The 21,809-nt window shown below is 57.3% G+C and carries 20 protein-coding genes; 6 read left to right on the plus strand and 14 right to left on the minus strand.

Annotation, left to right across the window (positions count from 1 at the left end):
- Positions 1-9: 9 nt before the first annotated feature.
- The 5 genes from ACR0JR_RS01050 to ACR0JR_RS01070 all read right to left on the minus strand — a co-directional run bounded on the left by ACR0JR_RS01050 (position 10) and on the right by ACR0JR_RS01070 (position 5,003).
- Positions 10-2,904: a formate dehydrogenase subunit alpha gene (locus ACR0JR_RS01050; RefSeq protein ID WP_480454701.1), complete on the minus strand. Its 2,895-nt coding sequence runs from the start codon at positions 2,902-2,904 to the stop codon at positions 10-12.
- Between the two features lie 105 nt (positions 2,905-3,009).
- On the minus strand, positions 3,010-3,198 hold the full coding sequence (locus ACR0JR_RS01055; RefSeq protein ID WP_170469532.1) for a ubiquinol-cytochrome c reductase iron-sulfur subunit N-terminal domain-containing protein: 189 nt from the start codon (positions 3,196-3,198) through the stop codon (positions 3,010-3,012).
- 56 nt (positions 3,199-3,254) lie between these two features.
- Complete coding sequence (locus ACR0JR_RS01060; protein WP_170469535.1) at positions 3,255-3,866, minus strand: TorD/DmsD family molecular chaperone; 612 nt, start codon at positions 3,864-3,866, stop codon at positions 3,255-3,257.
- A gap of 4 nt (positions 3,867-3,870) precedes the next feature.
- On the minus strand, positions 3,871-4,452 hold the full coding sequence (locus ACR0JR_RS01065) for a DUF3306 domain-containing protein (protein WP_480454703.1): 582 nt from the start codon (positions 4,450-4,452) through the stop codon (positions 3,871-3,873).
- On the minus strand, positions 4,449-5,003 hold the full coding sequence (locus ACR0JR_RS01070) for a DUF3305 domain-containing protein (RefSeq protein WP_480454705.1): 555 nt from the start codon (positions 5,001-5,003) through the stop codon (positions 4,449-4,451). Before ACR0JR_RS01070 ends, ACR0JR_RS01065 begins: the two co-directional genes overlap by 4 nt.
- Positions 5,004-5,261: 258 nt before the next feature.
- On the opposite strand from ACR0JR_RS01070, the gene ACR0JR_RS01075 reads away from it, so the two are divergent.
- Entirely contained in the window at positions 5,262-7,217 is a 1,956-nt protein-coding gene (locus ACR0JR_RS01075) for a 4Fe-4S binding protein (protein ID WP_480454706.1), read from the plus strand.
- Here the strand turns inward: ACR0JR_RS01075 and ACR0JR_RS01080 are convergent.
- The gene (locus ACR0JR_RS01080; protein WP_480454707.1) at positions 7,211-7,939 is read right to left on the minus strand and encodes a hypothetical protein; all 729 of its coding nucleotides are present in this window, start codon (positions 7,937-7,939) and stop codon (positions 7,211-7,213) included. The genes ACR0JR_RS01075 and ACR0JR_RS01080 overlap by 7 nt on opposite strands.
- Positions 7,940-8,071: 132 nt before the next feature.
- Here ACR0JR_RS01080 and ACR0JR_RS01085 point away from each other — a divergent pair, with 132 nt between their 5' ends.
- The 3 genes from ACR0JR_RS01085 to ACR0JR_RS01095 are packed head-to-tail and all read left to right on the plus strand — an operon-like array spanning position 8,072 to position 10,304.
- Positions 8,072-9,133 carry an Mrp/NBP35 family ATP-binding protein gene (locus ACR0JR_RS01085; RefSeq protein WP_480454708.1) on the plus strand — a complete coding sequence of 354 codons (1,062 nt, stop codon included), beginning with the start codon at positions 8,072-8,074 and terminating at the stop codon, positions 9,131-9,133.
- Positions 9,130-9,825: a DUF4444 domain-containing protein gene (locus ACR0JR_RS01090; RefSeq protein ID WP_170469554.1), complete on the plus strand. Its 696-nt coding sequence runs from the start codon at positions 9,130-9,132 to the stop codon at positions 9,823-9,825. The genes ACR0JR_RS01085 and ACR0JR_RS01090 overlap by 4 nt, the downstream gene beginning before the upstream one ends.
- The gene (locus ACR0JR_RS01095; RefSeq protein ID WP_480454709.1) at positions 9,825-10,304 is read left to right on the plus strand and encodes a DUF6505 family protein; all 480 of its coding nucleotides are present in this window, start codon (positions 9,825-9,827) and stop codon (positions 10,302-10,304) included. Before ACR0JR_RS01090 ends, ACR0JR_RS01095 begins: the two co-directional genes overlap by 1 nt.
- On the opposite strand, the gene ACR0JR_RS01100 is transcribed toward ACR0JR_RS01095, so the two are convergent.
- The 8 genes from ACR0JR_RS01100 to acs all read right to left on the minus strand — a co-directional run bounded on the left by ACR0JR_RS01100 (position 10,301) and on the right by acs (position 19,693).
- Entirely contained in the window at positions 10,301-10,801 is a 501-nt protein-coding gene (locus tag ACR0JR_RS01100) for a flavin reductase family protein (RefSeq protein ID WP_170469560.1), read from the minus strand. The genes ACR0JR_RS01095 and ACR0JR_RS01100 overlap by 4 nt on opposite strands.
- Before the next feature lie 87 nt (positions 10,802-10,888).
- Positions 10,889-12,301 carry a 3'-5' exonuclease gene (locus ACR0JR_RS01105; RefSeq protein ID WP_480454710.1) on the minus strand — a complete coding sequence of 471 codons (1,413 nt, stop codon included), beginning with the start codon at positions 12,299-12,301 and terminating at the stop codon, positions 10,889-10,891.
- Positions 12,302-12,303: 2 nt separating this feature from the next.
- A complete protein-coding gene (locus tag ACR0JR_RS01110; protein WP_170469566.1) occupies positions 12,304-12,822 on the minus strand; it encodes a hypothetical protein in 519 nt (172 codons plus the stop codon).
- A gap of 27 nt (positions 12,823-12,849) precedes the next feature.
- A complete protein-coding gene (locus ACR0JR_RS01115) occupies positions 12,850-14,673 on the minus strand; it encodes a DUF294 nucleotidyltransferase-like domain-containing protein (RefSeq protein WP_480454711.1) in 1,824 nt (607 codons plus the stop codon).
- A 107-nt stretch (positions 14,674-14,780) separates the two neighbouring features.
- Entirely contained in the window at positions 14,781-16,565 is a 1,785-nt protein-coding gene (locus ACR0JR_RS01120; RefSeq protein ID WP_010439509.1) for a sodium:solute symporter family protein, read from the minus strand.
- Positions 16,566-16,570: 5 nt separating this feature from the next.
- Entirely contained in the window at positions 16,571-16,855 is a 285-nt protein-coding gene (locus ACR0JR_RS01125; RefSeq protein ID WP_010439512.1) for a DUF4212 domain-containing protein, read from the minus strand.
- A gap of 182 nt (positions 16,856-17,037) precedes the next feature.
- The gene (locus tag ACR0JR_RS01130) at positions 17,038-17,721 is read right to left on the minus strand and encodes an adenylate kinase (RefSeq protein ID WP_480454713.1); all 684 of its coding nucleotides are present in this window, start codon (positions 17,719-17,721) and stop codon (positions 17,038-17,040) included.
- 7 nt (positions 17,722-17,728) lie between these two features.
- The gene (acs, locus tag ACR0JR_RS01135) at positions 17,729-19,693 is read right to left on the minus strand and encodes an acetate--CoA ligase (RefSeq protein ID WP_170539201.1); all 1,965 of its coding nucleotides are present in this window, start codon (positions 19,691-19,693) and stop codon (positions 17,729-17,731) included.
- 408 nt (positions 19,694-20,101) lie between these two features.
- On the opposite strand from acs, the gene ACR0JR_RS01140 reads away from it, so the two are divergent.
- Complete coding sequence (locus tag ACR0JR_RS01140; protein ID WP_480454714.1) at positions 20,102-21,118, plus strand: C4-dicarboxylate TRAP transporter substrate-binding protein; 1,017 nt, start codon at positions 20,102-20,104, stop codon at positions 21,116-21,118.
- 60 nt (positions 21,119-21,178) lie between these two features.
- Positions 21,179-21,808 carry a TRAP transporter small permease subunit gene (locus ACR0JR_RS01145; protein ID WP_170469577.1) on the plus strand — a complete coding sequence of 210 codons (630 nt, stop codon included), beginning with the start codon at positions 21,179-21,181 and terminating at the stop codon, positions 21,806-21,808.
- Position 21,809 lies beyond the last annotated feature (1 nt).

Below are 21,809 nucleotides of genomic sequence, written 5' to 3' on the forward strand. Positions count from 1 at the left end.
TCGTCCTCCTTACGCTGCCCAGATTTTGCAGAGAGTACACTTGGTCTCTTGCATCTGGGTCACTGAATCATAGCCATAGGTCTGGGCGGTGTTGGTACTTTCACCCAGCACATAGGGGTCTGCACCGGCGGGATATTTGTGCCGCTGATCTTCGCCCTGGAAATGGCCGCCAAAGTGGAATGGCATGAAGGCGACACCGGCACCAACCCTGTTGGTCAGCATCGCCATCACCTTGACCTTGCCACCCTCAGGACCTTCGACCCAGACCTGTGATCCGTCCCGAATACCAAGGTTGTTAGCATCGCGCGGATTGATCTCGACGAACATGTCCTGCTGTAGCTCGGCCAGCCACGGGTTCGACCGCGTCTCATCACCGCCGCCTTCATATTCGACCAGACGGCCTGACGTTAGAATTATCGGGTAATCCTTTGAAAAGTCGTTCTTTTGGATCGAAGCGTAAAGGGTGGGCAGGCGATAGGCTTGACGGTCCTCGTAGGTTGGATAATCCGCTACCAGATCGCGACGCGGCGTGTAAAGCGGCTCGCGATGCAGTGGGATCGGATCCGGGAAGGTCCAGACAACCGCGCGGGCTTTGGCGTTCCCGAAGGGCGCACAGCCATGGGCGATTGCAACCCGCTGGATACCGCCGCTAAGGTCGGTCTTCCAGTTGGTTTTCTCGCCCGCAACAGCGTCAATGGCCGCGCGTTCTTCTGCGGTTAGATCGCCGTCCCAGCCAAGATCCATCAGCATCTGCATCGTAAATTCGGGATAGCCATCCTGAATTTCCGATCCAACGCTATAGACCCCTTCGGCCAGCAGGTTGTCGCCGTCACGTTCCACGCCGAATCTGGCGCGGAAGGTCAGGCCGCCTTCGGCCACCGGTTTGGACATGTCATAGAGGTTTGGTGTCCCAGTATGACCCATCTCAGCGGTACCCCAGCAGGGCCACGGTAGACCGTAATACTCGCCGTCGTTTGGTCCACCAATGGCTTGCAGCGTGGTTCTGTCGAAGGTGTGCTGGTTGGCCATATGGCTTTTCAGACGTTCCGGCGACTGACCGGTATAGCCGATGGTCCAGAGACCCGAGTTGAACTCACGCGTGATGCTTTCAACATTCGGGGTTTCGGGATCTTCCATCTCGATATTGCGGAAGAACCGGTCTGCCCAGCCAAACTTGTTGGCGAACTTGGCCATGATGACCTCGTCCGGCAGGCTTTCGAACAACGGATCAACCACCTTGTCGCGCCACTGCAACGACCGGTTCGATGCCGTGACCGAGCCACGGGTTTCGAACTGCGTACAAGCAGGCAACAGATAGACGCCGTCAGTACGGTCGTGCAGAACGGCCGAAACTGTTGGATACGGGTCGATCACGACCAGCATGTCCAGCTTCTCCATCGCCGTCTTCATTTCCGTCATCCGGGTCTGTGAATTGGGCGCGTGTCCCCACAGAACCATGGCGCGGACATTGTTGTCCTGGTCCATGTTGGCCGGGTCTTCCAGAACGCCGTCGATCCAACGAGAGACCGGGATGCCGCGCTCATTCTGAAGCGGTTTATCCTTGCCTTCCTTGTCCTTGATCGTGGCGAATTGGCCTGCGAGCCATTCGGGCTCTTCACCCCAAACGCGCGCCCAGTGACCCCATGCGCCTTTCGACAGACCATAGTAGCCGGGCAGGGTGTGGGACAGAACACCAAGGTCCGTCGCGCCTTGCACGTTGTCATGGCCACGGAAGATGTTGGTGCCACCACCCGTGGTGCCCATGTTTCCAAGTGCCAGCTGAAGCACACAGTAGGCGCGGGTGTTGTTGTTGCCGTTGGTATGCTGAGTACCACCCATGCACCAGACGACTGTACCTGGACGGTTGTTCGCCATTGTGCGGGCAACACGCTTCAATTGCGATCCTGGAGTTCCAGTAACGCGTTCCACCTCATCCGGGTTCCAATTAGCAACCTCTTCACGAATTTGGTCCATGCCCCAGACACGGGTACGGATGAACTCTTTGTCTTCCCAACCGTTGTCGAAGATGTGCCAAAGGATACCCCAGATCAGCGCCACGTCTGTACCGGGGCGGAAGCGGACATACTCATCCGCATGCGCTGCCGTGCGTGTAAAGCGCGGATCGCAAACGATCAGAGGGGCGTTATTCTGCTCTTTCGCGCGCAGAATATGCAGCAGTGAGACAGGGTGTGCCTCGGCCGGGTTGCCGCCGATGATGAAGATCGCCTTGCTATTGTGCATGTCATTGTACGAATTGGTCATGGCGCCATAGCCCCATGTATTCGCAACACCCGCAACAGTGGTTGAGTGGCAGATACGGGCCTGGTGATCCACGTTGTTCGTGCCCCAGTAGGCAGCGAACTTGCGGAACAGATAGGCCTGTTCGTTGTTATGCTTTGCAGAACCCAGCCAATACACGCTGTCTGGCCCGGATTCCTCGCGGATGCTCATCATGCCGTCGCCGATCTCGTTGATCGCCTCTTCCCAGCTGATGCGCTTCCACTCGCCGCCTTCCTTTTTCATCGGATACTTGAGGCGGCGCTCGCCATGGGCGTGCTCGCGGACCGAGGCCCCCTTGGCGCAGTGTGCGCCCAGATTGAACGGGCTGTCCCAGCCGGGTTCCTGCCCGATCCAGACGCCGTTCTGTACCTCGGCTACGACCGTGCAGCCCACCGAGCAGTGAGTGCATACGGATTTGATATTCTCAACGGCGGTGTTTGCCGCTGTCTGGGCGCTGGCAGGCGTCACGGTTCCACCCGTGGCGCTGATCGCGGCAAGGCCGCCGATCGTCAGGCCCGAGCCACGCAGGAATGCGCGGCGATCGACGGTTTTCTCGCCGACTTGGGACAGGATACTTGTCCGCTGGGGGCGTCTCGCAACCCCGTTGGTCTTTTTCCTAAGCATTTCTTTCCTCCCTTGCGCGCCGTGTAAGCCACGGCTGGCTTGGTACTGCTGATCCTGACGTCAGGGCCAATCGCAACCGTCTGTCAGGTATGAAAACGTCCAGTCCTAGAACCGGGTGCTTTCGATGTATGCGCGCGTATGCGCGGTATCCTGCATCCGGGTTTCGTCCGTCGGCAGCTCGGCTGCTTCGGCCTGTCCGGTCAGGCTGGCTGCGGCAACAGCAGCAGGGGCTGCGGTTCCGGCCAGTTTCAGGAAGTCGCGGCGGGTTGCGCCTTCTTCCTTTGTCTTGCTCATGGGCTCCTCCTGTCCCAATTGCGGTTTGGCGCTGCAAAGCACCGGCGAGTGGCGGACTAATCCGCCGTCATTCGGAAGGCTTCGCGCTCGATCTCCATAAACACCCGACCGGCGGTGCCGACCGAGGCATAGAGAACCGAGTTCTCAGCGCCTTCCAAATCCGAATAGAAATGTGCAGCCCATGGGCCGATGTGTTTACTCCAGAACGCCTTCTGGTCTTCCAGCGAGGCAGGCGCGCCGAAACGCCCGACGATCATGCCCGCCATCATCTCCATCAGAGAGGCAATGTTGTCTTCGGGTTCATAAACATTCTGCGCCCGAGTGATTCCGCGCGCGGCCATGTCATTTCGCAGCTGGGCCAGCGGTTTTTCGTTCAGAAAACCGGTCAGATAGAAGCTGGCATAAGGCAACAATTCACCACGCCCCAATCCGATGAAAAGCGCATTGAACTCACGCTCGGCAGCGGCGGGCTTAGTGACCTTTGCCACGCGCGCCATCGCCTCTATGGCCTGACCCAGATCAGAGGCGTCACCGCTTAGCCCTGCCATCTGGTCCAGTAGCAACTGATCGGGCGGACCGGCCAGAAGCAAACCCAGAAAATTGTAAAAATCCGCGCGCAGACGATCCTCGGCCGAGATATCAATGGTTTGCGCGTTGTCTGCGGTCATAGAGTTATCCTTCGAATTCAAATTTCATGCGGCGCGGAGCAGGGGGGACTTCAAGCTCATCTGGTTCTTCCACATCAGCCACGATCATGGGTTCCGGCACAGGTTCTTCGGCCTTGGCCGGTTCTTCACGCGCCTCGATCACATCAAGCGTATCTGTCTCTGGATCGCATTCTTGCTCTTCAGCCTCGGCAGCGAGCGCTTCGACATGAGCCAACATGCCCTTGCCTACCTGATACGCGGTCTGAAGGTTCTCAATCACGCAGGCTACGTCAGTGTAGTCCTCGCCGTAGTCGACCAGCCCATCGACATTGGCCAGAACAGGGTTCAGCCGCCATAGGCGCCGCAAAGCGCGGCGGCGCAGGCGGTCAGGCACGGCTTTGGCCATGAAGCCCGAGACATCATCGCCTGCTTGCAGCGTATCGGGATCGGGCAGATCAAACTCGGACAGAATTTCGGCGTCGCTTTTTTCTTCCAGCTCAGCTTGCCGCGTCGTGATGATCTGTTCCTCTGCGGCCAAAGCTTCTGCTTCGGTCTCGGCCTGAACGGCGGCCTTGCGGCGGGACCAGAAATCGCGCGCTTGGGTCATTGCAGCACCCGACGCGGTGCGCGGTAGACATCTGTGTCCTGACGGATGCGAGCGTCGCCTTTTCCGTCCTCAACCAAATCTATGCGCTTCTTATCCCGACGGCGCTTTACGAACACTTCGTCCCGATGATGCTGCAGCGTGAAATCGCGCACCCAAGCGATTAGACCTTCTGTCATCGGGATCTTCTCGACAATCTCCTCGCCGGTATCAGCGTAGTCCTGACCTTCAAACGGAGAGGCCGTGATCAGCATTGCATTCAAGGGAGTTTCACCTTTCAACTCATCCCGAAGCACCAGGTAAAGCGAGGGCTGTCCGTCCGACAGGTTCACCATATAGGCCTCTGTCTCGTCAGCCCAGAGTGATAGAGGCAGTGTGGCAGCGTGATATTCGACGGTTTCACCTTCGCGGCGCAGCTCTTGCCAATCCGCAGGTCCGGCGCCAGGCAACAAAGCGACTGCGCGCCAGCTCCAGCGGGCCCAACGAGTGACCCCGGGTGTTTTGCGCACGATGACGCCAACTGGCATTTCAATCTGGCTTGCGGCCTTGGCCACTGGCTCCTCCCCGGAAGGCTCTCCCCTGCCTTCCCTATGATGTACTATGGTACATAAATTGGCGCTGTGCCAAGTCCACTTGCATTGATCAGGTCGTTTTCTTCGATAATTTATTCGTTATTGACCTCAATGGCTCGTGGATGGCTTGGGGGTCGATGAGAAATAGTGCACAAATCTGCCATTCTGCCCGGTACCGCATTGCCACGGTGCGGATTAGGTCTAGTGTGAATTGGGGCAGCAAACAGTCCGGGAGAAGATATGACCAGCAAGCTTTTGTTGTGTGATTGCGAGGGGACGCAATCAATTGACGCAGATCGCATATCTTCGGCCTGTGAACTGAGCTGTTCAAAGGTACATACTGCGCTTTGTACCCGAGAACTTGGCGTGGTGGCTGAAATGCTTCAGACCGACGATCAGGTGGTGATTGCCTGCGGGCAAGAGACTGTCGTGTTTTCTGACCTTGCAGATGATCTGGGTGTGGATCAGCCGGGATGCGTTGACCTCAGAGACCGTGCTGGCTGGTCGGAACAGGGCCAAAATGCAGCGCCTAAAATGGCAGCGTTGGCAGCTGAAGCGATGTTGCCGCAGCCGATCACTTCTGCAGTTGATGTGATCAGCGAAGGCACTTGTTGTATCATCGGGTCGGGCGAGATCGCTTATGATCTGGCTGAACAATTATCGGACAGCTTGGCCGTAACGGTTTTGGTCACAGATGAGGTTCAACCGCTGAGCCGTACTTTTGATGTTATTCGTGCCAAGGTGCGGAACTTGTCGGGCGCACTGGGTGGGTTCACGTGGCATCTGGATCAAGTGCAACAGTTAGAACCCGGCGGGCGTGGTGATTTCGCGTGGAGCGCGCCGAGGGATCGGGCCACATCGCGCAGTGATATTGTTGTTGATTTGACCGGAGGTACGGCTTTGGTTGCAGCCCCGGATAAGCGCGAAGGCTACCTGCGCGCCGATCCTCGTGATGCGGTTGCGGTTGCGCGTCTAGCCTTCGATGCGGTGCAACTGGTCGGTACCTTTGAAAAACCGCTTTACGTGCGACTGGATGAAGCGCTTTGTGCCCATTCACGCGCAGGACAGACCGGGTGTTCGAACTGTTTGGACATATGTCCGACCGGTGCCATCACATCAGCGACAGATCATGTGGCAATCGACCCAATGATTTGCGCCGGGTGTGGTGAGTGTTCTGCCCTATGCCCGTCTACAGCCATTACTTACGAGGATCCGCCGGTATCTGCCATTCTCTCTAGGATGCACATACTAGCGCGAACTTTTCGTCGGGCAGGGGGTACAGCGCCGCGTTTGCTGGTGCACGATGTCCACGGGGCGCAGATGATCCGAATGGTTGCCCGGTTTGGCCGAGGTGTTCCAGCGGATGTCATTCCATTTGAGGTGAACGTGGTTTCAGGCTTTGGTCATGCCGAGATGCTGGCCGGGTTGGCACATGGGTTCGCCCGCGTCGACGTCCTATTGGGGCCCAAAGTCGAACGGGACGCGCTGGATCGGGAACTGGTCTTGGCGCAGGCCATCGCGGGGCAGGGTGCCCTGAGCCTGATTGACGAGGTTGACCCGGATGCGTTTGCTGATCTGCTTTATGCGCAAGAGGTGCCGTTACCATTGACCGATCCGGTTCTTCCATTGGGGAACCGGCGACAAATCACCCGTCTGGCGGCGCAAGCGCTGAATGCCAAGACCGAAGCACCGTTGGCCTTGCCAGATGGCGCTCCATATGGCGCTGTTGTAGTAAACACTGACACCTGCACCTTGTGCCTCAGTTGTGTATCATTGTGCCCCTCAGGTGCGCTGATCGACAATCCAGACAAGCCGCAGTTGAACTTTCAGCAGGATGCCTGCCTGCAATGCGGTATCTGTCGCACGATCTGTCCTGAGCACGCCATTGATCTGGTGCCGCAGCTTGACCTAAGCGACAAGGCCCTGTCGCAGCAGGTTCTTAATGAGGAAGAGCCGTTCGAATGCATCGAATGTGGTGCGGCCTTTGGCGTCAGGTCGACGGTCGAACGCATAATGGACAAACTGTCGGGAACACATCCGATGTTTGCAACTTCGGATCAGGCAAGGCTGATCCAGATGTGTGATGATTGCAGGGTAAATGCTCAGTTCCACAGCACCGACAATCCGTTCCAGTCATCGCCCAGACCCCGTGTCGTGACGACGGATGATTATTTTTCAAAGCGCAAGGATCACTGAAGTTGCAGCGGTGCGCCCAGATCGGCGGCGCTGATGGCGGCGACAAAGGCCAAAATGGCTTCGAGATCATCCAGACTTATTTCCACCGGATGGATCGGCGATGGACGCTCGGGCGGGAAGGGCTCGGTTACGCCCTCAATCTGGGTGAAGGCGGGATGCGGGTTCAGGGCAAAAAAAGCCTGAAACCGCTCGGACCAATCAGGCATCGCGCGCAAGACGGCGAAAGACGGCGTGGAACCCAATCCGTTCATGCGGTTTTGCGGCCCGATCACATGGCACCGGCCGCAGTGAGTAAACGACAAATCCTGACCCAAAGCAGCATCTCCGTCGATTTTAGCGTCTTCGACAACATCTGCGATTTCGAAGTTCGCGTTAAAGGGCCCACCTTCAGCGGGAACAAAGCTTTCGATCGTACGTTTCCCAATGTCGGACAACAGCCAGTCTCGGAACTTGATTTCCTTTGCGCTGGCATTAATGCGCAGGTGATAGACTGTTTCGTCACGGGCAAAAACCGGATCGCCAGGAGGTGCCGGAGCAAGAGCCATTACACCATCATTGTCTGCGACAACGCGAACCCCGGACTTGAGAGAGAAGCGCGGAAGGATATGTTGCAGAAGACCCGAGTTTGAAATCTCATCTGGCGCTGCGAGTCCAATTGCCTCTTGTGACCAAGAGGGGGTGGCGGTGAGCGTCAGGCTCAGGCACAACAGGACAAAGCGCATGGCCAAACTTAGCGGTGTCAGGCCAATTGCGTCAAATGAACGAAAAGAGACGGAGTATCATGCAATGAGCGGCGACCGCAATCAGTCGACACGCAAGGCCCTAATCGAAGGGTGGATAACGGAGGTGATCGCATGAGCATCCGTGACGCCGTACTGGCGAACCTAAAGAAGATCACTGATCCTGTTTCCGGACAGGATATCGTTAGCGCAGGTATTGTGCGCGCGCTGAATGTCGAGGGGGATACGGTGCGCTTTGTGCTTGAGATCGATCCCAAACAGGCCGAGAAAATGGAACCCGTGCGGGCTACAGCCGAGAAAGCGGCGCAGAAGGTGGACGGCGTGTCCAACGTCTCGGCCATGATGACCGCGCATTCAGACAAGACCCCACCCGATTTGAAGCCCAAGCCTAAGCCTTCGCAAACCGGTCCGCAGGCGGTTCCGGGTGTGGACCGGATCATCGCGGTGGCGTCTGGTAAAGGGGGTGTCGGCAAGTCCACTGTGTCGGCCAACCTTGCCTGCGCGCTAGCCGCAGAAGGACGTCGCGTGGGTCTGTTGGACGCGGATGTCTACGGTCCGTCGCAGCCCCGGATGTTGGGGGTTTCGGGTCGTCCGGCCAGCCCTGATGGCAAGACGATTCTGCCTTTGCGCAATCACGGTGTTACCATGATGTCGATGGGGCTGATGACCAACGAAGGACAAGCGGTTGTCTGGCGTGGCCCGATGCTGATGGGCGCATTGCAGCAGATGATGGGGCAGGTGCAATGGGGCGCGCTGGATGTGCTGATCGTTGACCTGCCTCCTGGCACGGGTGATGTGCAACTTACGTTGAGCCAAAAGTTTCAGGTGGATGGCGCCATCGTTGTTTCAACCCCACAAGACGTGGCTTTGATCGATGCTCGTAAGGGGATCGACATGTTTAATCAGCTCAAAACACCCATCGTTGGGATGATTGAAAATATGTCGACTCATATCTGTTCGAATTGTGGACACGAAGAGCACGTATTCGGTCATGGCGGTGTGGCGTCAGAAGCCGAGGCATTGGGAGTGCCACTGCTGGGTGAGATACCACTGCATCTGGATATCCGCGTGGCAGCAGACGGGGGGGCGCCGATCGTAGTCAGCAAACCCGACAGCCCACAAGCAGAAGCCTTCCGCAAGATCGCTCGCGACATGATTGCCAAGGGGAATGCATGAGCCACCCGGTCTTTCCCCCATTGCTCAGCGGGCATCCTGCCAAGGCCGGAGAGGATCCGTTCGAAAAGGCTCAGGCCATGGCGGCGCTAGGCTGTGATGGGGGAACCGTGGTCTATAGTATTCAGGCGGATCGTCTGCGCGTTGCCATCGTCTTTGCCCCCGAGGTGCCGCTGCAGGATGCAATAGCAATGTTGCCGCTATGTGCCGTCGGTTTCCAGAACGCCCTGGGCGCACTGGCTCCTCCAGAAGTTGCTGTGCATCTAGGCTGGGACGGCGTAATCTGCGTGAATGGCGCAACATGCGGGACGATGAAGGTTGCAGCCTCGTCTGCCGAGGCAGGCGAGATTCCTAATTGGCTTGTCGTCGGTTGGGAGCTTGCATTGCTGTCGACCAGCGACGCCCCCGGGGAAACGCCGGATGTAACTGCGCTTTATGATGAAGGTTGTGCTGACGTGTCGGCGACGCAACTGGTCGAAAGCTGGTCGCGCCACATGCTGACATGGCTCAACCGCTGGCAAGAAGAGGGCAACGCGCCGCTCCATGCCGAATGGATGGGGCTACTGCGAGGGGTTGGAGAACCCATCGCGGATTCCGGTGTATTTCTCGGCACCGACGAACGGTTTGGCATGCTGATCCGCGAGGGCGCAGACACCCAAATACGCCCGCTGACAGAACTGTTGGAGACCGTCTGATGAATCTCGCCCGCGCAATCCATTTTGATGAAAGCGACATGAACGTGTTCCATTCACCTGCACGAACCGGTGAGTGGTGCATCCCGGGTGGATTCGAGTTTTCGAATTGGGGAGAGGCCGACTTGGAAGGCAAGGCACGTCAAGCCTTTGCCAATGGTTGGCTGGGGCTTGAGACGTTTGGGCGCGTGACATTCGTTGCGGTTACGCAAATTGAGCAGGCCGAAATTGACCAACTGACACAGAATCTGGCTGAGCATTTTGTGCAGTTATACGGTGCACCATCGGTCGAGGTGGCGATGGATGTCGCGCAGACCGAAATCGCACACATGACCGAGATGTGCGAGGATCATGCCCCGAACACGTTGCTGACTGTGGCCCGGGAATTGACAGCGGCAGGGGTGCACGAGGCGTTTCGCGTGATCACGCCGCAAGAAACGCAGCTTGAAGCATTGGCCGTCCACGGATCGCTGGACGACTAGATCAAATCTGCGAAACCACCAAACTGGCCGCGTTTAAAGATCAATCCTTGACCGGGGCGGTGCATGACTTTCTCGACATGGCCAACAAGAATCAGGTGATCACCTGCCGCGTGACGCGCCGACAAGCGACAGTCGAAGCGGGCTAGACATTCAGCAAGACGGGGACGCCCTGCATCATCTTCCTGCCAGTCGGCATGAGAAAAATCGAACCCGTTACGCGCAAATTGCAGCGCCTGATCGTGCTGGTCCTGCGCCATCACATGGATCGCGTAATGTTCGCAGGTGCTGAAGGCGTCATACCGGTTTGAGTTCCGGTCGAGACACCATAAAACCAAAGGTGGGTCCAGAGATACGGATGCGAACGAGTTCACCGTGATCGCGGCGGGTCCTTCGGCGGTGCTGGTAGTGACTACGGTGACTCCGGTGCCGAAACAGCCCAACGCCTCGCGAAAGGCAAGATTGTCCTCAGGGCCAGGAATGAATGTTTTTTCCGTCATCACGCGCTCGTTCAAGGGGCCTGTCTCAGGTGCCATGTGGCGCAGGGATTGTCCACGAAAAGCTGCGGTGAATTGAGGATTTTCCGGCTAGTTCAGATCCTCCAGCAACCGCCCGTGTTTACGGGTTTCCGCGATGACGTCGCCAAAGGTTGTCATGCCGCGTGCCTTAAGCATTGGCAACATTCGGACCAGAGCCTCGGCAGTGGCAACCGCATCGCCCAGAGCAGTATGGCGTAGGGTTTCAGGTATGGTTACACCCAGCCGATCACAAACCGCATCCAGTGTGTGGGTTTCGCTTGCTCCGAACAAAACAGCCGACAGCAGAACCGTGTCAAGAATGGGGTGGGACCAATCTACCTCCATACGGCCAGCATGACGGCGTAGGAAAGCCATGTCGAATGGTGCGTTATGGGCAACAATCACAGCGTCACGGGCGAATTGGTGAAAGCTTTGCCCGGCCCAGGCGATGTCGGGCGCACCCTGCACCATCCTGTCGTTAACCTTATGGACTTTGGTCGAGGCTGGCGGGATCGGTATACCCGGATCGACAAGTGTGTCGAACTTTTCACCCTCGACAATCTTGCCCTTTACCACCCGCACGGCTCCAATCTGAACGATCTCGTCTTTATGGGGCAACAAGCCGGTCGTTTCAGTGTCAAAGACCACGAAACACAGGTCCGACAGGCTGCGTTCCTCAAAGACGTCATCCCCGGGCGTGTCGAGCAGCTCGAAATCATAGACCAGAGGGCGGGCATCCTCGGGCGGAATGCGGGCAACGCTGCCTTCGAAGACCAGCATATAACCCGGAGCGTCACCCAGCGGTTTCATCCGCGCGGTATAGGTTTGCCGCCCATCAACGCTGGACAAAGTGCAATAGACATCCATGCCAGTCTTGCACATCTCTTTGTAGGCATCGGTGAGGCCAGTGCTTTCGAGATAGTCAAACAAAGATGCGTTCAGGCGGGGGTGGGCGATCTGGGCCAGTACCCCGGCGGCCTGCGCGTCATACAGAACGATCTGATGCTTGGGGCTTGCCAGAAGCATGGCGACGGGTATCTCGGTCAGCAGAGCGGTGAGGCGTTTTTTCTCAGCCGCCAGATGGGCGGTTTCCGCAGCGACGGCCTGGGCAGTGGTCATGGCGTTTTCGGCCAGCTGTTCTGCCAGCCCCGCGGCCGCTGGGGCAAGATCACCTAGATACCGCGCAGCTTGCAAATCGAGATCTGTGCTGACCCCTGCATGGGCGCGGGCCCGAAGTTGCGCGGAAAGACGTTCGATTGGTTTAGCCACGTTATCATCGAATAACAGCCAGACACCTGCGACCAGGCCGAGCAAACCGAAGGCGATCAACGCATCCGCGAAAATAAATGCATTGATCAGTGCCGGGTCGGCCGCACGTTCATAGCTAATCCACAAGACCACCGTGCTAACAAGTATCCCGCCCAAGGCCAGCAGACAAAAAAACAGGAAGATGCGAAGGCGTAGGCTTAGCTTGTGCAACATGGTCAGACTCCGCAAGTCGCCTCGATGATCGGATCTCCGGTCTCGGCCTTGAACCATGTTGCGTTCGTCAGGCTGCCATCGGTTGCAAATTCTGCACCGTCAACCAAATTGGCGCGACTATTCTCTGCACAATTAACTGCAATCGGCAGTTTTGAAACCGGTGCCCAGCGGCCGAAGAAGTAGAGATCCACAAGACGTTGATCAGGGACACTTTCGTTCGTGCGGACAGATACGGTATCGATAGCGGCGAAGCGATCGACGAAGGGCACCGCATATGTCCAAGGTCTATAAATCGCGCGGCTTTCGATCTCTTCGACAATTGCCAGCCCATCGGGCAGTTGACCACGCGTGCGATCATACCAGGAATATTCGCTTGAGATCGTCATGGCGATCATCCCAACACCTGCCGCGACCGGTGCGGCCCATTTTGGCAACCGGCCACCGGTTAGTTTGTTCAACACCATGACAACGCCGGCAAAGGCAAAACCTGCAAAGACCGTGCCAATCAATTCCAGAAACATATTGTCACTCCGTTATTCAGGCCTGAATTAGCCCAGCATCCCTTTGCCATGACCAACCGCCGATTGCATCGTTTTTACCACGACGAAGGCATCGCGAAGATGACTTCGCTCAAAGTCCGAAAGGGCAGTTGGGGGCAGATAATTGTCCGGCGCGTCACCGGATTTCACTAATCTGACCTGATGTTCCAGCCGTGTCTCGGCAATCAGATCATAGGCGTCCAAAAGATCGCGCGCACCGGATGCACTCAGGACATCTGCTGCCTGGGCAGCACTCAGACGGGCGCGTGTGTTGGCCTCGGTTAACTGACCCTGAAGGCTGTAGATGCGTGCCAGATCAACCACAGGCACGACGCCATTGTGCTTGAGGTCCAGCGTATTGCGGTGTTCACCCGACCGGATCGTTGCAAAACCGCGCAGCAGCCCCAATGGTGGCGTGTGTTTCAGCGAATTCGAGATCATGTGCGCCACGAAGATCGAGTTTGCGCTGGCATTGGCCAAAGTCTCGGACTGCAGATCAGTGAATAGGTCGAAATTGCCCCCGATTGGGCGCAGATCGAACATGACTGAGGCCAGCATCTGTGCCTCAGGGTTCGGCCTGTCAATCCATCCTTTGAAGTAATCGCGCCAGACCCTGACTGGTTGGCACCAACGTGGATTTGTCGCCATCATGTCGCCGGGGCAATAGAAATACCCGCAGGTGTCCAGCCCGTCCGATACGAACTTGGCCAGATCTGCGAAGTACGCCATGTCGTCTTCGGTTACGCTGTCATCCAGCATCAGGCAATTGTCCTGATCCGAAACACCGGTCTGCTCCTGCCGTCCTTGCGAGCCGCAGGCCAGCCACAGGTATGGCACCGGAGGTGCCCCAAGCTCGGCCTCGGCCAGTGCCAGCAAGCGCCGTGTTGCGGTGTCAGCAATGTCGGTGATCAGTCGTGTCACGATCTCGTGCCGGTTGCCGCCTGCAACGAGTTGAACTAGCAGTTGGAGTATCTCGGCAGTGACTGTAGCCATCTCATCGGCAGTATTGGCGCGAGCGATCCGGCCCACCAACTCGGCAGAATTGACCGCCTGATAACGGGTGAGGTCGGTTTGAGTGACGATGCCAACCAACTGCCCGGCCTCGGAAATCGGGATATGCCCGATGCCACGCTCCATCATCACATGCAGTACGTCCGAGCCGATATCGGTGGGGGACAGCGTGATCGGGTTGGTGGTCATGATGGCTGAAACCGCAGTGTCTGCTGGCATCGACTCGGCGACGAATTTGCCCGAGATATCGCGCAGGGTCGCTATGCCCAGCAACTTTTCACCCTCGGTCACGCAGAGTGATGAGATATGTCGGTCGCGCATGATCTGCGCGGCGTTTTGAACCGGAGTATCGGGCGGGCAGGTGGCAGGGTCGCGCGCCATCAAAATGTCAATTGCACTGGTGGCCAGGCTTTGCGGCCCGCTGCGTCCACCGCGTGTGCGGTTGAAGAATTTGGACACCACGTCGTGCCCGTCGATCAGGTTTTTCACCAAATCTGGTGGCAGCACGATCAGCACCGTCGGCGTGTGGGCCCGCGCATGGGTTGCGGCCTTGCCATCCTTCAGCAATCCGCGCTCACCAAAAGAATTGCGCAGTCCCAGATGCGAGACGACAGCGCCATTCTCATCCGTAATCTCCACCTGTCCTTCGTAGATCACAAAAACGCCGGGCAGAGCATTGCCCAACTGGTAAATACTGCCATCGGCATCGACCTCGCGCACTTCGATCTGCTGGGCCAACTCGTCCAGCGCATCGTGGGGCAGGGCGTCATAGGGGTGCACAGATTTCAGAAACCGGGTGATTTCGTCAAGGGACAGGGGCATTTACGCTCTCCGGAGTTCCGAATAAAAATCCCGCCCGGTGGTGTGCCGGGCGGGAACAGTAAGTCGAAAGACGCGATCGAAGACAAGAGCCACCGACCGCATCACACTCAGTGATCCTGAGCTGCGCCCGCACCACGGGGAATGCGAATGCTTTCGACCATATCTTTGATCTCCTGCGGAGTCTCTTTGGTTGCGCCTGCTACAAAGTAGGCGACCGCAAAGTTGATCATCGCACCGATGGCGCCGAACGAGGTCGACTTGATCGGACCCAGAAGCGGGTCAGCATCGGTGAACGAGTTGGTGCCCGGAATGAACAGCCAGCCCTTATGCAGGAAGATGTAGACCAGAGTTACGGTAAGACCAGCCAGCATACCCGCAACCGCGCCGGTGTTGTTGATGCGGGTCGAGAAGATCCCCATCATCAGCGCCGGGAAGATCGAGGCAGCCGCCAGACCGAAAGCCAATGCAACCGTCTGCGCCGCAAAGCCCGGAGGGTTGAGACCCAGATAGGTTGCAACAACGATGGCTACAGCCATGGCAATCCGCGCCGCCAGAAGTTCACCCTTTTCAGAGATCGACGGGTTGATTGCGCCTTTGACGAGGTCGTGGGACACGGCCGACGAGATCGCCAGCAGCAGACCCGCAGCGGTAGACAGAGCAGCCGCAAGACCACCGGCAGCGACCAGACCGATCACCCAACCTGGAAGGTTGGCGATTTCGGGGTTGGCCAGAACCAGGATGTCGCGGTTGAACTTGGTCAGCTCGTTTCCGACCCAGCCTTTTTCTTCGGCAAGCGCCTGCATGTCGGCATTCTTGTCGTTGTAGTACTGAATCTTGCCGTCGCCGTTCTTGTCTTCCCAATCCAACAGACCGGTTTTCTGCCAAGTAGCCATCCAATCATAGCGCGGATCGTTGTCGATATCTTCGACCGAGACAGCGCCACCTTCGATGCCGCCATTGGGCCACATCATGTCACTGATGTTCAGACGCGCCATGGCACCAACCGCAGGGGCGGTCAGGTACAGCAGAGCGATGAAGACCAATGCCCAGCCAGCCGACCAACGTGCGTCAGATACCTTAGGAACGGTGAAGAAGCGCATGATGACGTGCGGCAGACCCGCTGTACCGATCATCAGCGATAGGGTGAACAGCACCATGTTCAGCGTGTTCGAGTGGTGGGCCGTGTACTCATTGAAGCCCAGCTCGGTCACGATAGCGTCCAGCTTGGTCAGCAAGGGTTCACCGCTTGCGGTGTCACCAAACAGACCCAGCGCCGGAACCGGCGTACCGGTCAGCTGCAACGAGATGAAGATGGCCGGGATAGTATAGGCGGTGATCAGCACGCAGTACTGAGCGACCTGAGTGTAGGTCACGCCCTTCATCCCGCCAAACACTGCGTAGGCAAACACAACAGCGGCACCGATTAGCAGACCCGATGTGTTGGACACTTCGAGGAAGCGGCCGAAGGCCACGCCCACGCCAGTCATCTGACCAATCACATAGGTCACCGAGGCAACGATCAGGCAAATCACGGCAACGATGCGAGCTGTCTGGCTGTAGAAGCGGTCGCCGATGAATTCCGACACGGTGTATTTGCCGAACTTACGCAGATAAGGCGCAAGCAGCAGAGCCAGCAGCACGTAGCCACCGGTCCAACCCATCAGAAAGGTTGAGTTGTCATAGCCGGTAAAGGCAATCAGACCCGCCATCGAGATGAACGAGGCCGCAGACATCCAGTCTGCCGCTGTCGCCATACCGTTGGTGACCGGGTGAATGCCGCGACCGGCGGCATAGAATTCGGATGTGGAACCCGCACGGGCCCAGATTGCGATGCCGATGTAAAGCGCAAAGGACGCGCCCACAAACAGCAGGTTGATGGTAAACTGATCCATGGCTCTTACTCCTCGTCCACGCCGTGTTCAGCGTCGAGCTTGTTCATGCGCCAGGCGTAGTTGAAGATCAGCACCAGAAAGACCAGGATCGATCCTTGCTGAGCGAACCAAAAGCCCAGATCTGTACCGCCAACAGCGATGCCAGACAGCAGCGGACGCAGCAGAATGCCGAATCCAAACGACACCAGCGCCCAAATCGCGAGGCTGATGTAGATGAGGCGCAGGTTGGCCTGCCAATAGCCCTTGTCGGCTTCGGCAGTCTGCGCGGAGTTTGTTGAATGATCCGCCATCGCGGGTTCCTCCTTCGCTTCCCTCATTGGCGGCCCGTTGCCCAACTCCTCCAGTGCCGTGGGCCGCTTCTCGAAATTGCCAGATGCCGGATGGCGTCAGGCATAGCTTCTCCGGTCTGCCGAGGCAGTTCCATTGAAGTATTCTGTTTTTGGATCAAGGCCCTAGGGCTTATCTGCTCCCCTTAGTCCATGACTTCGCCGACAATCCCGTGAAGGTTTCGCGCGATGTCGTCGATCTGACCCATGGCATCGATGCCTTTCAGCACGCCCTGGGCTTGATAGTAGTCAATCAATGGTGCGGTTTGCGCGTGATAGGCGGTGAGCCGCGAGGCGACCGTCTCGGCATTGTCATCAGCGCGGCGCTTGAATTCGGTGTGGCCGCACTTGTCACATTTGCCGTCTTCGACGGGTTGTTTGTACGTGTCGTGATAGCCTTCACCGCATCCGGCGCACGTGTATCGACCCGAAATCCGGGTAACCATTTCGGCGTCTTCAACCTCAAGGCTGATGGCCGCGTTGATCTTCTGATCTGACGACGCGAGTAAACCATCAAGCGCTTCGGCCTGAACCGTAGTGCGCGGGAACCCATCAAGAATGACGCCCTTGGAGCAGTCCGGTTCCGCCATGCGGTCGCGCAGGATCGCGATGACGATCCCGTCGCTGACAAGATCACCGGCCTCCATTACCGCTTTGGCCGCATTACCGGCATCCGTGCCTGCGGCAACCGCGTCGCGCAGCAGATCACCGGTGCTGAGTTGTACAAGCCCGAACTTCTCTTCCAACATACGGGCCTGCGTGCCCTTCCCGGCGCCCGGAGGGCCGAGAAGGATCAGAACGGCGGGGGATATGGTCGTGGCAGCGTCCATCACATCCTCACTTGTTCGCGCGGTTTTCGATCAGGTCTTCGACCACCGAAGGATCGGCCAGTGTGGAAGTATCCCCAAGCGAGCCAAAGTCGTTCTCGGCAATCTTGCGCAGGATGCGGCGCATGATCTTGCCCGAGCGGGTCTTAGGCAGGCCAGGAGCCCACTGGATCACATCCGGGCTGGCGATCGGGCCGATCTCGGTCCGGACCCAAGTGCGCAACTCCTTCAGTAGATCATCCGAAGGCTCGCGATCATTCATCAATGTGACATAGCAATAGATGCCTTGCCCTTTGATTTCATGTGGATACCCGACAACGGCGGCCTCGGCCACGGCGGCATGTGCCACCAGCGCGCTTTCCACTTCGGCAGTACCCATCCGGTGACCCGAGACGTTGATCACATCATCGACGCGGCCGGTGATCCAGTAATCGCCATCCTCATCCCGGCGGCAGCCGTCGCCTGTGAAGTAGTAGCCTTTGTAATCCGAGAAATAGGTCTTTTCGAACCGCTCATGATCGCCCCAAACGGTGCGCATCTGACCGGGCCAGCTGTCCTTGATGCACAGAACGCCTTCGACACCATTGCCTTCGATCTCAACACCGGACTGAGGGTCCAGAACAACAGGTTGAATGCCAAAGAAGGGCTTCATCGCCGAACCGGGCTTCATCGCATGAGCACCGGGTAGGGGGGTCATCAGATGGCCACCGGTTTCGGTCTGCCACCAGGTGTCAACGATCGGGCAACGTCCACCGCCAACCACTTCGTTATACCAGTTCCAGGCCTCCGGATTGATCGGCTCGCCGACCGTGCCCAACGTGCGTAGGTCGCTCAAGTCGCACTTCTCGACCCACTCGTTGCCTTGCCCCATCAGAGCGCGCAGCGCAGTTGGGGCGGTATAGAACTGGTTCACCTTGTGCTTTTCACACACCTGCCAGAAGCGTGAGGCATCCGGATAGGTAGGCACACCTTCGAACATCAGCGTGGTCGCACCGTTGGCCAGCGGGCCATAGACGATATAGCTGTGGCCGGTGACCCAGCCTACATCCGCCGTGCACCAGTAAATGTCGCCTTCGTGATAATCGAACGTGATCTCATGCGTCATGGCCGCATAGACCAAATAGCCGCCTGTCGTATGAACAACGCCCTTGGGCTGACCTGTCGAACCGGAGGTATAGAGGATGAACAGCGGGTCTTCAGCGTTCATCTCAGCGGGTGCACAATAGTCGTCCGCCTCAAGCGCCATTTCGTTGTAATCGTAGTCACGACCGTCAATCCACGTGGTTTGCCCGCCAGTGCGTTTAACGACCAAGCATTTTACGGTGTCCTTACAGTGCAGCAATGCAGCGTCTGCGTTCGACTTAAGCGGGGTCTTGCGGCCACCACGGGGCGCCTCATCGGCAGTGATGACGACTTTGGCGTCGCAGCCGTTGATACGTGCCGCCAACGCGTCGGGTGAAAATCCGGCAAATACAATCGAATGAATCGCTCCGATCCGTGCACAAGCCAGCATCGCGTAAGCTGCTTCGGGGATCATTGGCAGATAGATGACAACGCGGTCGCCTTTGCGTACACCCATCGACTCAAGGATGTTGGCCATCCGGCAGGTGCGACGGTGCAATTCGGCATAAGTAATATACTGAGCCGTGTCGTTTGGATCATCTGGCTCCCAGATAATGGCCGTCTGATCGCCACGTGTCTTCAAATGACGGTCCAAGCAGTTGGCTGAGACGTTCAGCGTACCGTCCGCATACCAATTTATGCCAACCGAACCAAATTCATAGCTGACGTCTTTGACCTGAGTATAGGGCTTGATCCAGTCAACGCGCTTGCCTTGCTCATCCCAAAATGCCTCAGGGTTGTTGATCGACGCAGCATACATATCTGCGTATTTGTCGGCGTCGACATGCGCGCGGGCGACGGTTTCTGCGGATGGCGGATATGTCTTGGCATCTGCCTGGGCAGCGGTGGTCATTTTTGAGGCTCCTCCCTCTAGACTGGATTGCATGTGACCGATATTGCCAGCCGATCAGACAATGTCGATCCATTTCCTCCCCGAGTCGAATAATACGGAGATCAGAAAATAAATAAATAAATTGCGATAATCCTTGAACTTCTTTGTAAATAAGTTTCAGAATAATCGCGTTACTTGTAAACAAATATGAAATTACCAGTAATTATTTAATAATAACAATAATATGACTGTAACGTACAAAAAACTCACCGGATCGGTTCTAGAATATTAGTATATAGCCCCATTTTGTTGAGCTGAATTGATGGCGGTAACACCGCTTATCCAAGCAGGGGTTGGCAGATTCCAGACTAGGCGCTAGCTTCTCTTTCAAGCGCCTCGATAGGGGGCGCATCTATGGGAGAGATCACAATGAATAAGATACTGAGTGGCGCGGCCTTTGCCGCCCTGAGCGTGGCGTTTGTCACCGAGGCAGCCGCGACCGAATGGAATGCCTCGGTCTGGGGTAAACGTCGTGCCTTTACCGAACATGTTGAAAAACTGGCTGAACTGGTGAACGAGAAAACCGGCGGCGATTTCACCATCAATGTCAGCTATGGTGGCCTGTCGAAGCCCAAGGAAAATCTGGATGGGATCGAGATTGGTGCGTTTGAGATGGCGCAGTTTTGCGCGGGCTACCACCGCGACAAGAACCGCGCGATCACTGTTCTGGAACTGCCCTTCCTGGGTGTGAACACACTGGATGAAGAAGTGGCCGTCAGCCACGCGGTTTATGATCACCCGGCGGTCAAGGATGAGATGGCGCAATGGAACGCGCGTATCATCATGACTTCGCCCATGCCTCAGTATAATCTTGTCGGCACGGGTGATCCGCGCGATGAGCTTGCCGATTTCGACGGAATGCGCGTCCGCGCCACCGGCGGGTTAGGGCAGGCATTCGAAGCGGTTGGTGGCGTTCCGACTTCGGTGCCCGCGACCGAGGCTTACAATGCGATGGAATCTGGCGTTGTCGACACTGTTGCTTTCGCTCAGCATGCACATCTGTCGTTTGGAACCATCAACGAAGCCGACTGGTGGACGGCGAACCTCAATCCGGGAACCGTGAATTGCCCAGTTGTGGTGAATATAGACGCCTATGAAGCCCTGCCAGCGGAACACCGTGAGGCGCTTGATAGCTCGATTGATGAGGCGATCGCACATTATTTGGCCAACTACGGTGGACTGCTTGAAAAGTGGGACGGCGTTCTGGAAGAAAAGGGTGTTGAAAAGGTCGAGATTGACGCCGCAGTTCTCGAAGAGTTCCGCGCCAAGGCCGCCGATCCAATCCGCGCAAAATGGATTGAAGACATGACGGCTCAGGGTCTGCCAGCGCAGGATCTCTACGATCTGGTGCAGGCAACACTTCAACAGCAACGCGGCGGTAACTAATCGCCCTTCGCCGGGTGTCATTGGGCACCCGGCCTTTCCTTCAATCAAAGGATTGCTGAGATGGCAGGACATGCCACGGTGCTTGAGGATGGCAGTCTTCTAAGTCGGCTGGATCACCGATTGTTGCGACTGGAGCGCTTTATGGCGCTGATCAGTGGATTTGCGGTCTTCGGACTGATGGTGCTGGCTGTTGTGTCAGTCAGCGGCCGAAACGCCTTGAACGCGCCGTTGCCCGGCTATGTTGACTGGATCGAACAGGCGATGCCCCTGATCGCATTTCTGGGCATTTCGTTTGTGCAACGCGATGGCGGGCACATCCGAATGGATATCGTGATCTCGCGCCTGAAAGGGCGGGCGCTGTGGTTGTTCGAACTGATCTCGGTCCTGTTGATCCTACTTCTGATGCTGGCGCTGGTTTGGGGCAGTTGGTCCCATTTCGACCGCTCCTTTGATTTTGGCGCCCCGATGTGGAGCCGCGATAGCTCGATTGACATCGGGATTCCTATTTGGCCAGCCAAGCTGTTGGCGCCCGTTGCTTTTTCGGTTCTTTGTGCCCGGCTGATCTTGCAGGTCTGGGGCTATGGACGCGCGTTCATGCTGGGGCTCGAAACTCCGGTGGCCGTACCGCTGATACAGGATGCCGCTGCACAGGCTGCAGCCGAGGCCGAACAATTCGAAGGACGTAACTGAC

Source organism: Ruegeria sp. AA3, from assembly GCF_056542905.1.

What these genes read in the sequence shown, in the direction of transcription:
- ACR0JR_RS01050 (WP_480454701.1), bottom strand. Translation starts at nt 2,904, where the DNA reads ATGCTTAGGAAAAAGACCAACGGGGTTGCGAGACGCCCCCAGCGGACA.
- ACR0JR_RS01055 (WP_170469532.1), bottom strand. Translation starts at nt 3,198, where the DNA reads ATGAGCAAGACAAAGGAAGAAGGCGCAACCCGCCGCGACTTCCTGAAA.
- ACR0JR_RS01060 (WP_170469535.1), bottom strand. Translation starts at nt 3,866, where the DNA reads ATGACCGCAGACAACGCGCAAACCATTGATATCTCGGCCGAGGATCGT.
- ACR0JR_RS01065 (WP_480454703.1), bottom strand. Translation starts at nt 4,452, where the DNA reads ATGACCCAAGCGCGCGATTTCTGGTCCCGCCGCAAGGCCGCCGTTCAG.
- ACR0JR_RS01075 (WP_480454706.1), top strand. Translation starts at nt 5,262, where the DNA reads ATGACCAGCAAGCTTTTGTTGTGTGATTGCGAGGGGACGCAATCAATT.
- ACR0JR_RS01080 (WP_480454707.1), bottom strand. Translation starts at nt 7,939, where the DNA reads ATGCGCTTTGTCCTGTTGTGCCTGAGCCTGACGCTCACCGCCACCCCC.
- ACR0JR_RS01085 (WP_480454708.1), top strand. Translation starts at nt 8,072, where the DNA reads ATGAGCATCCGTGACGCCGTACTGGCGAACCTAAAGAAGATCACTGAT.
- ACR0JR_RS01090 (WP_170469554.1), top strand. Translation starts at nt 9,130, where the DNA reads ATGAGCCACCCGGTCTTTCCCCCATTGCTCAGCGGGCATCCTGCCAAG.
- ACR0JR_RS01095 (WP_480454709.1), top strand. Translation starts at nt 9,825, where the DNA reads ATGAATCTCGCCCGCGCAATCCATTTTGATGAAAGCGACATGAACGTG.
- ACR0JR_RS01100 (WP_170469560.1), bottom strand. Translation starts at nt 10,801, where the DNA reads ATGACGGAAAAAACATTCATTCCTGGCCCTGAGGACAATCTTGCCTTT.
- ACR0JR_RS01105 (WP_480454710.1), bottom strand. Translation starts at nt 12,301, where the DNA reads ATGTTGCACAAGCTAAGCCTACGCCTTCGCATCTTCCTGTTTTTTTGT.
- ACR0JR_RS01110 (WP_170469566.1), bottom strand. Translation starts at nt 12,822, where the DNA reads ATGTTTCTGGAATTGATTGGCACGGTCTTTGCAGGTTTTGCCTTTGCC.
- ACR0JR_RS01115 (WP_480454711.1), bottom strand. Translation starts at nt 14,673, where the DNA reads ATGCCCCTGTCCCTTGACGAAATCACCCGGTTTCTGAAATCTGTGCAC.
- ACR0JR_RS01120 (WP_010439509.1), bottom strand. Translation starts at nt 16,565, where the DNA reads ATGGATCAGTTTACCATCAACCTGCTGTTTGTGGGCGCGTCCTTTGCG.
- ACR0JR_RS01125 (WP_010439512.1), bottom strand. Translation starts at nt 16,855, where the DNA reads ATGGCGGATCATTCAACAAACTCCGCGCAGACTGCCGAAGCCGACAAG.
- ACR0JR_RS01130 (WP_480454713.1), bottom strand. Translation starts at nt 17,721, where the DNA reads ATGGACGCTGCCACGACCATATCCCCCGCCGTTCTGATCCTTCTCGGC.
- acs (WP_170539201.1), bottom strand. Translation starts at nt 19,693, where the DNA reads ATGACCACCGCTGCCCAGGCAGATGCCAAGACATATCCGCCATCCGCA.
- ACR0JR_RS01140 (WP_480454714.1), top strand. Translation starts at nt 20,102, where the DNA reads ATGAATAAGATACTGAGTGGCGCGGCCTTTGCCGCCCTGAGCGTGGCG.
- ACR0JR_RS01145 (WP_170469577.1), top strand. Translation starts at nt 21,179, where the DNA reads ATGGCAGGACATGCCACGGTGCTTGAGGATGGCAGTCTTCTAAGTCGG.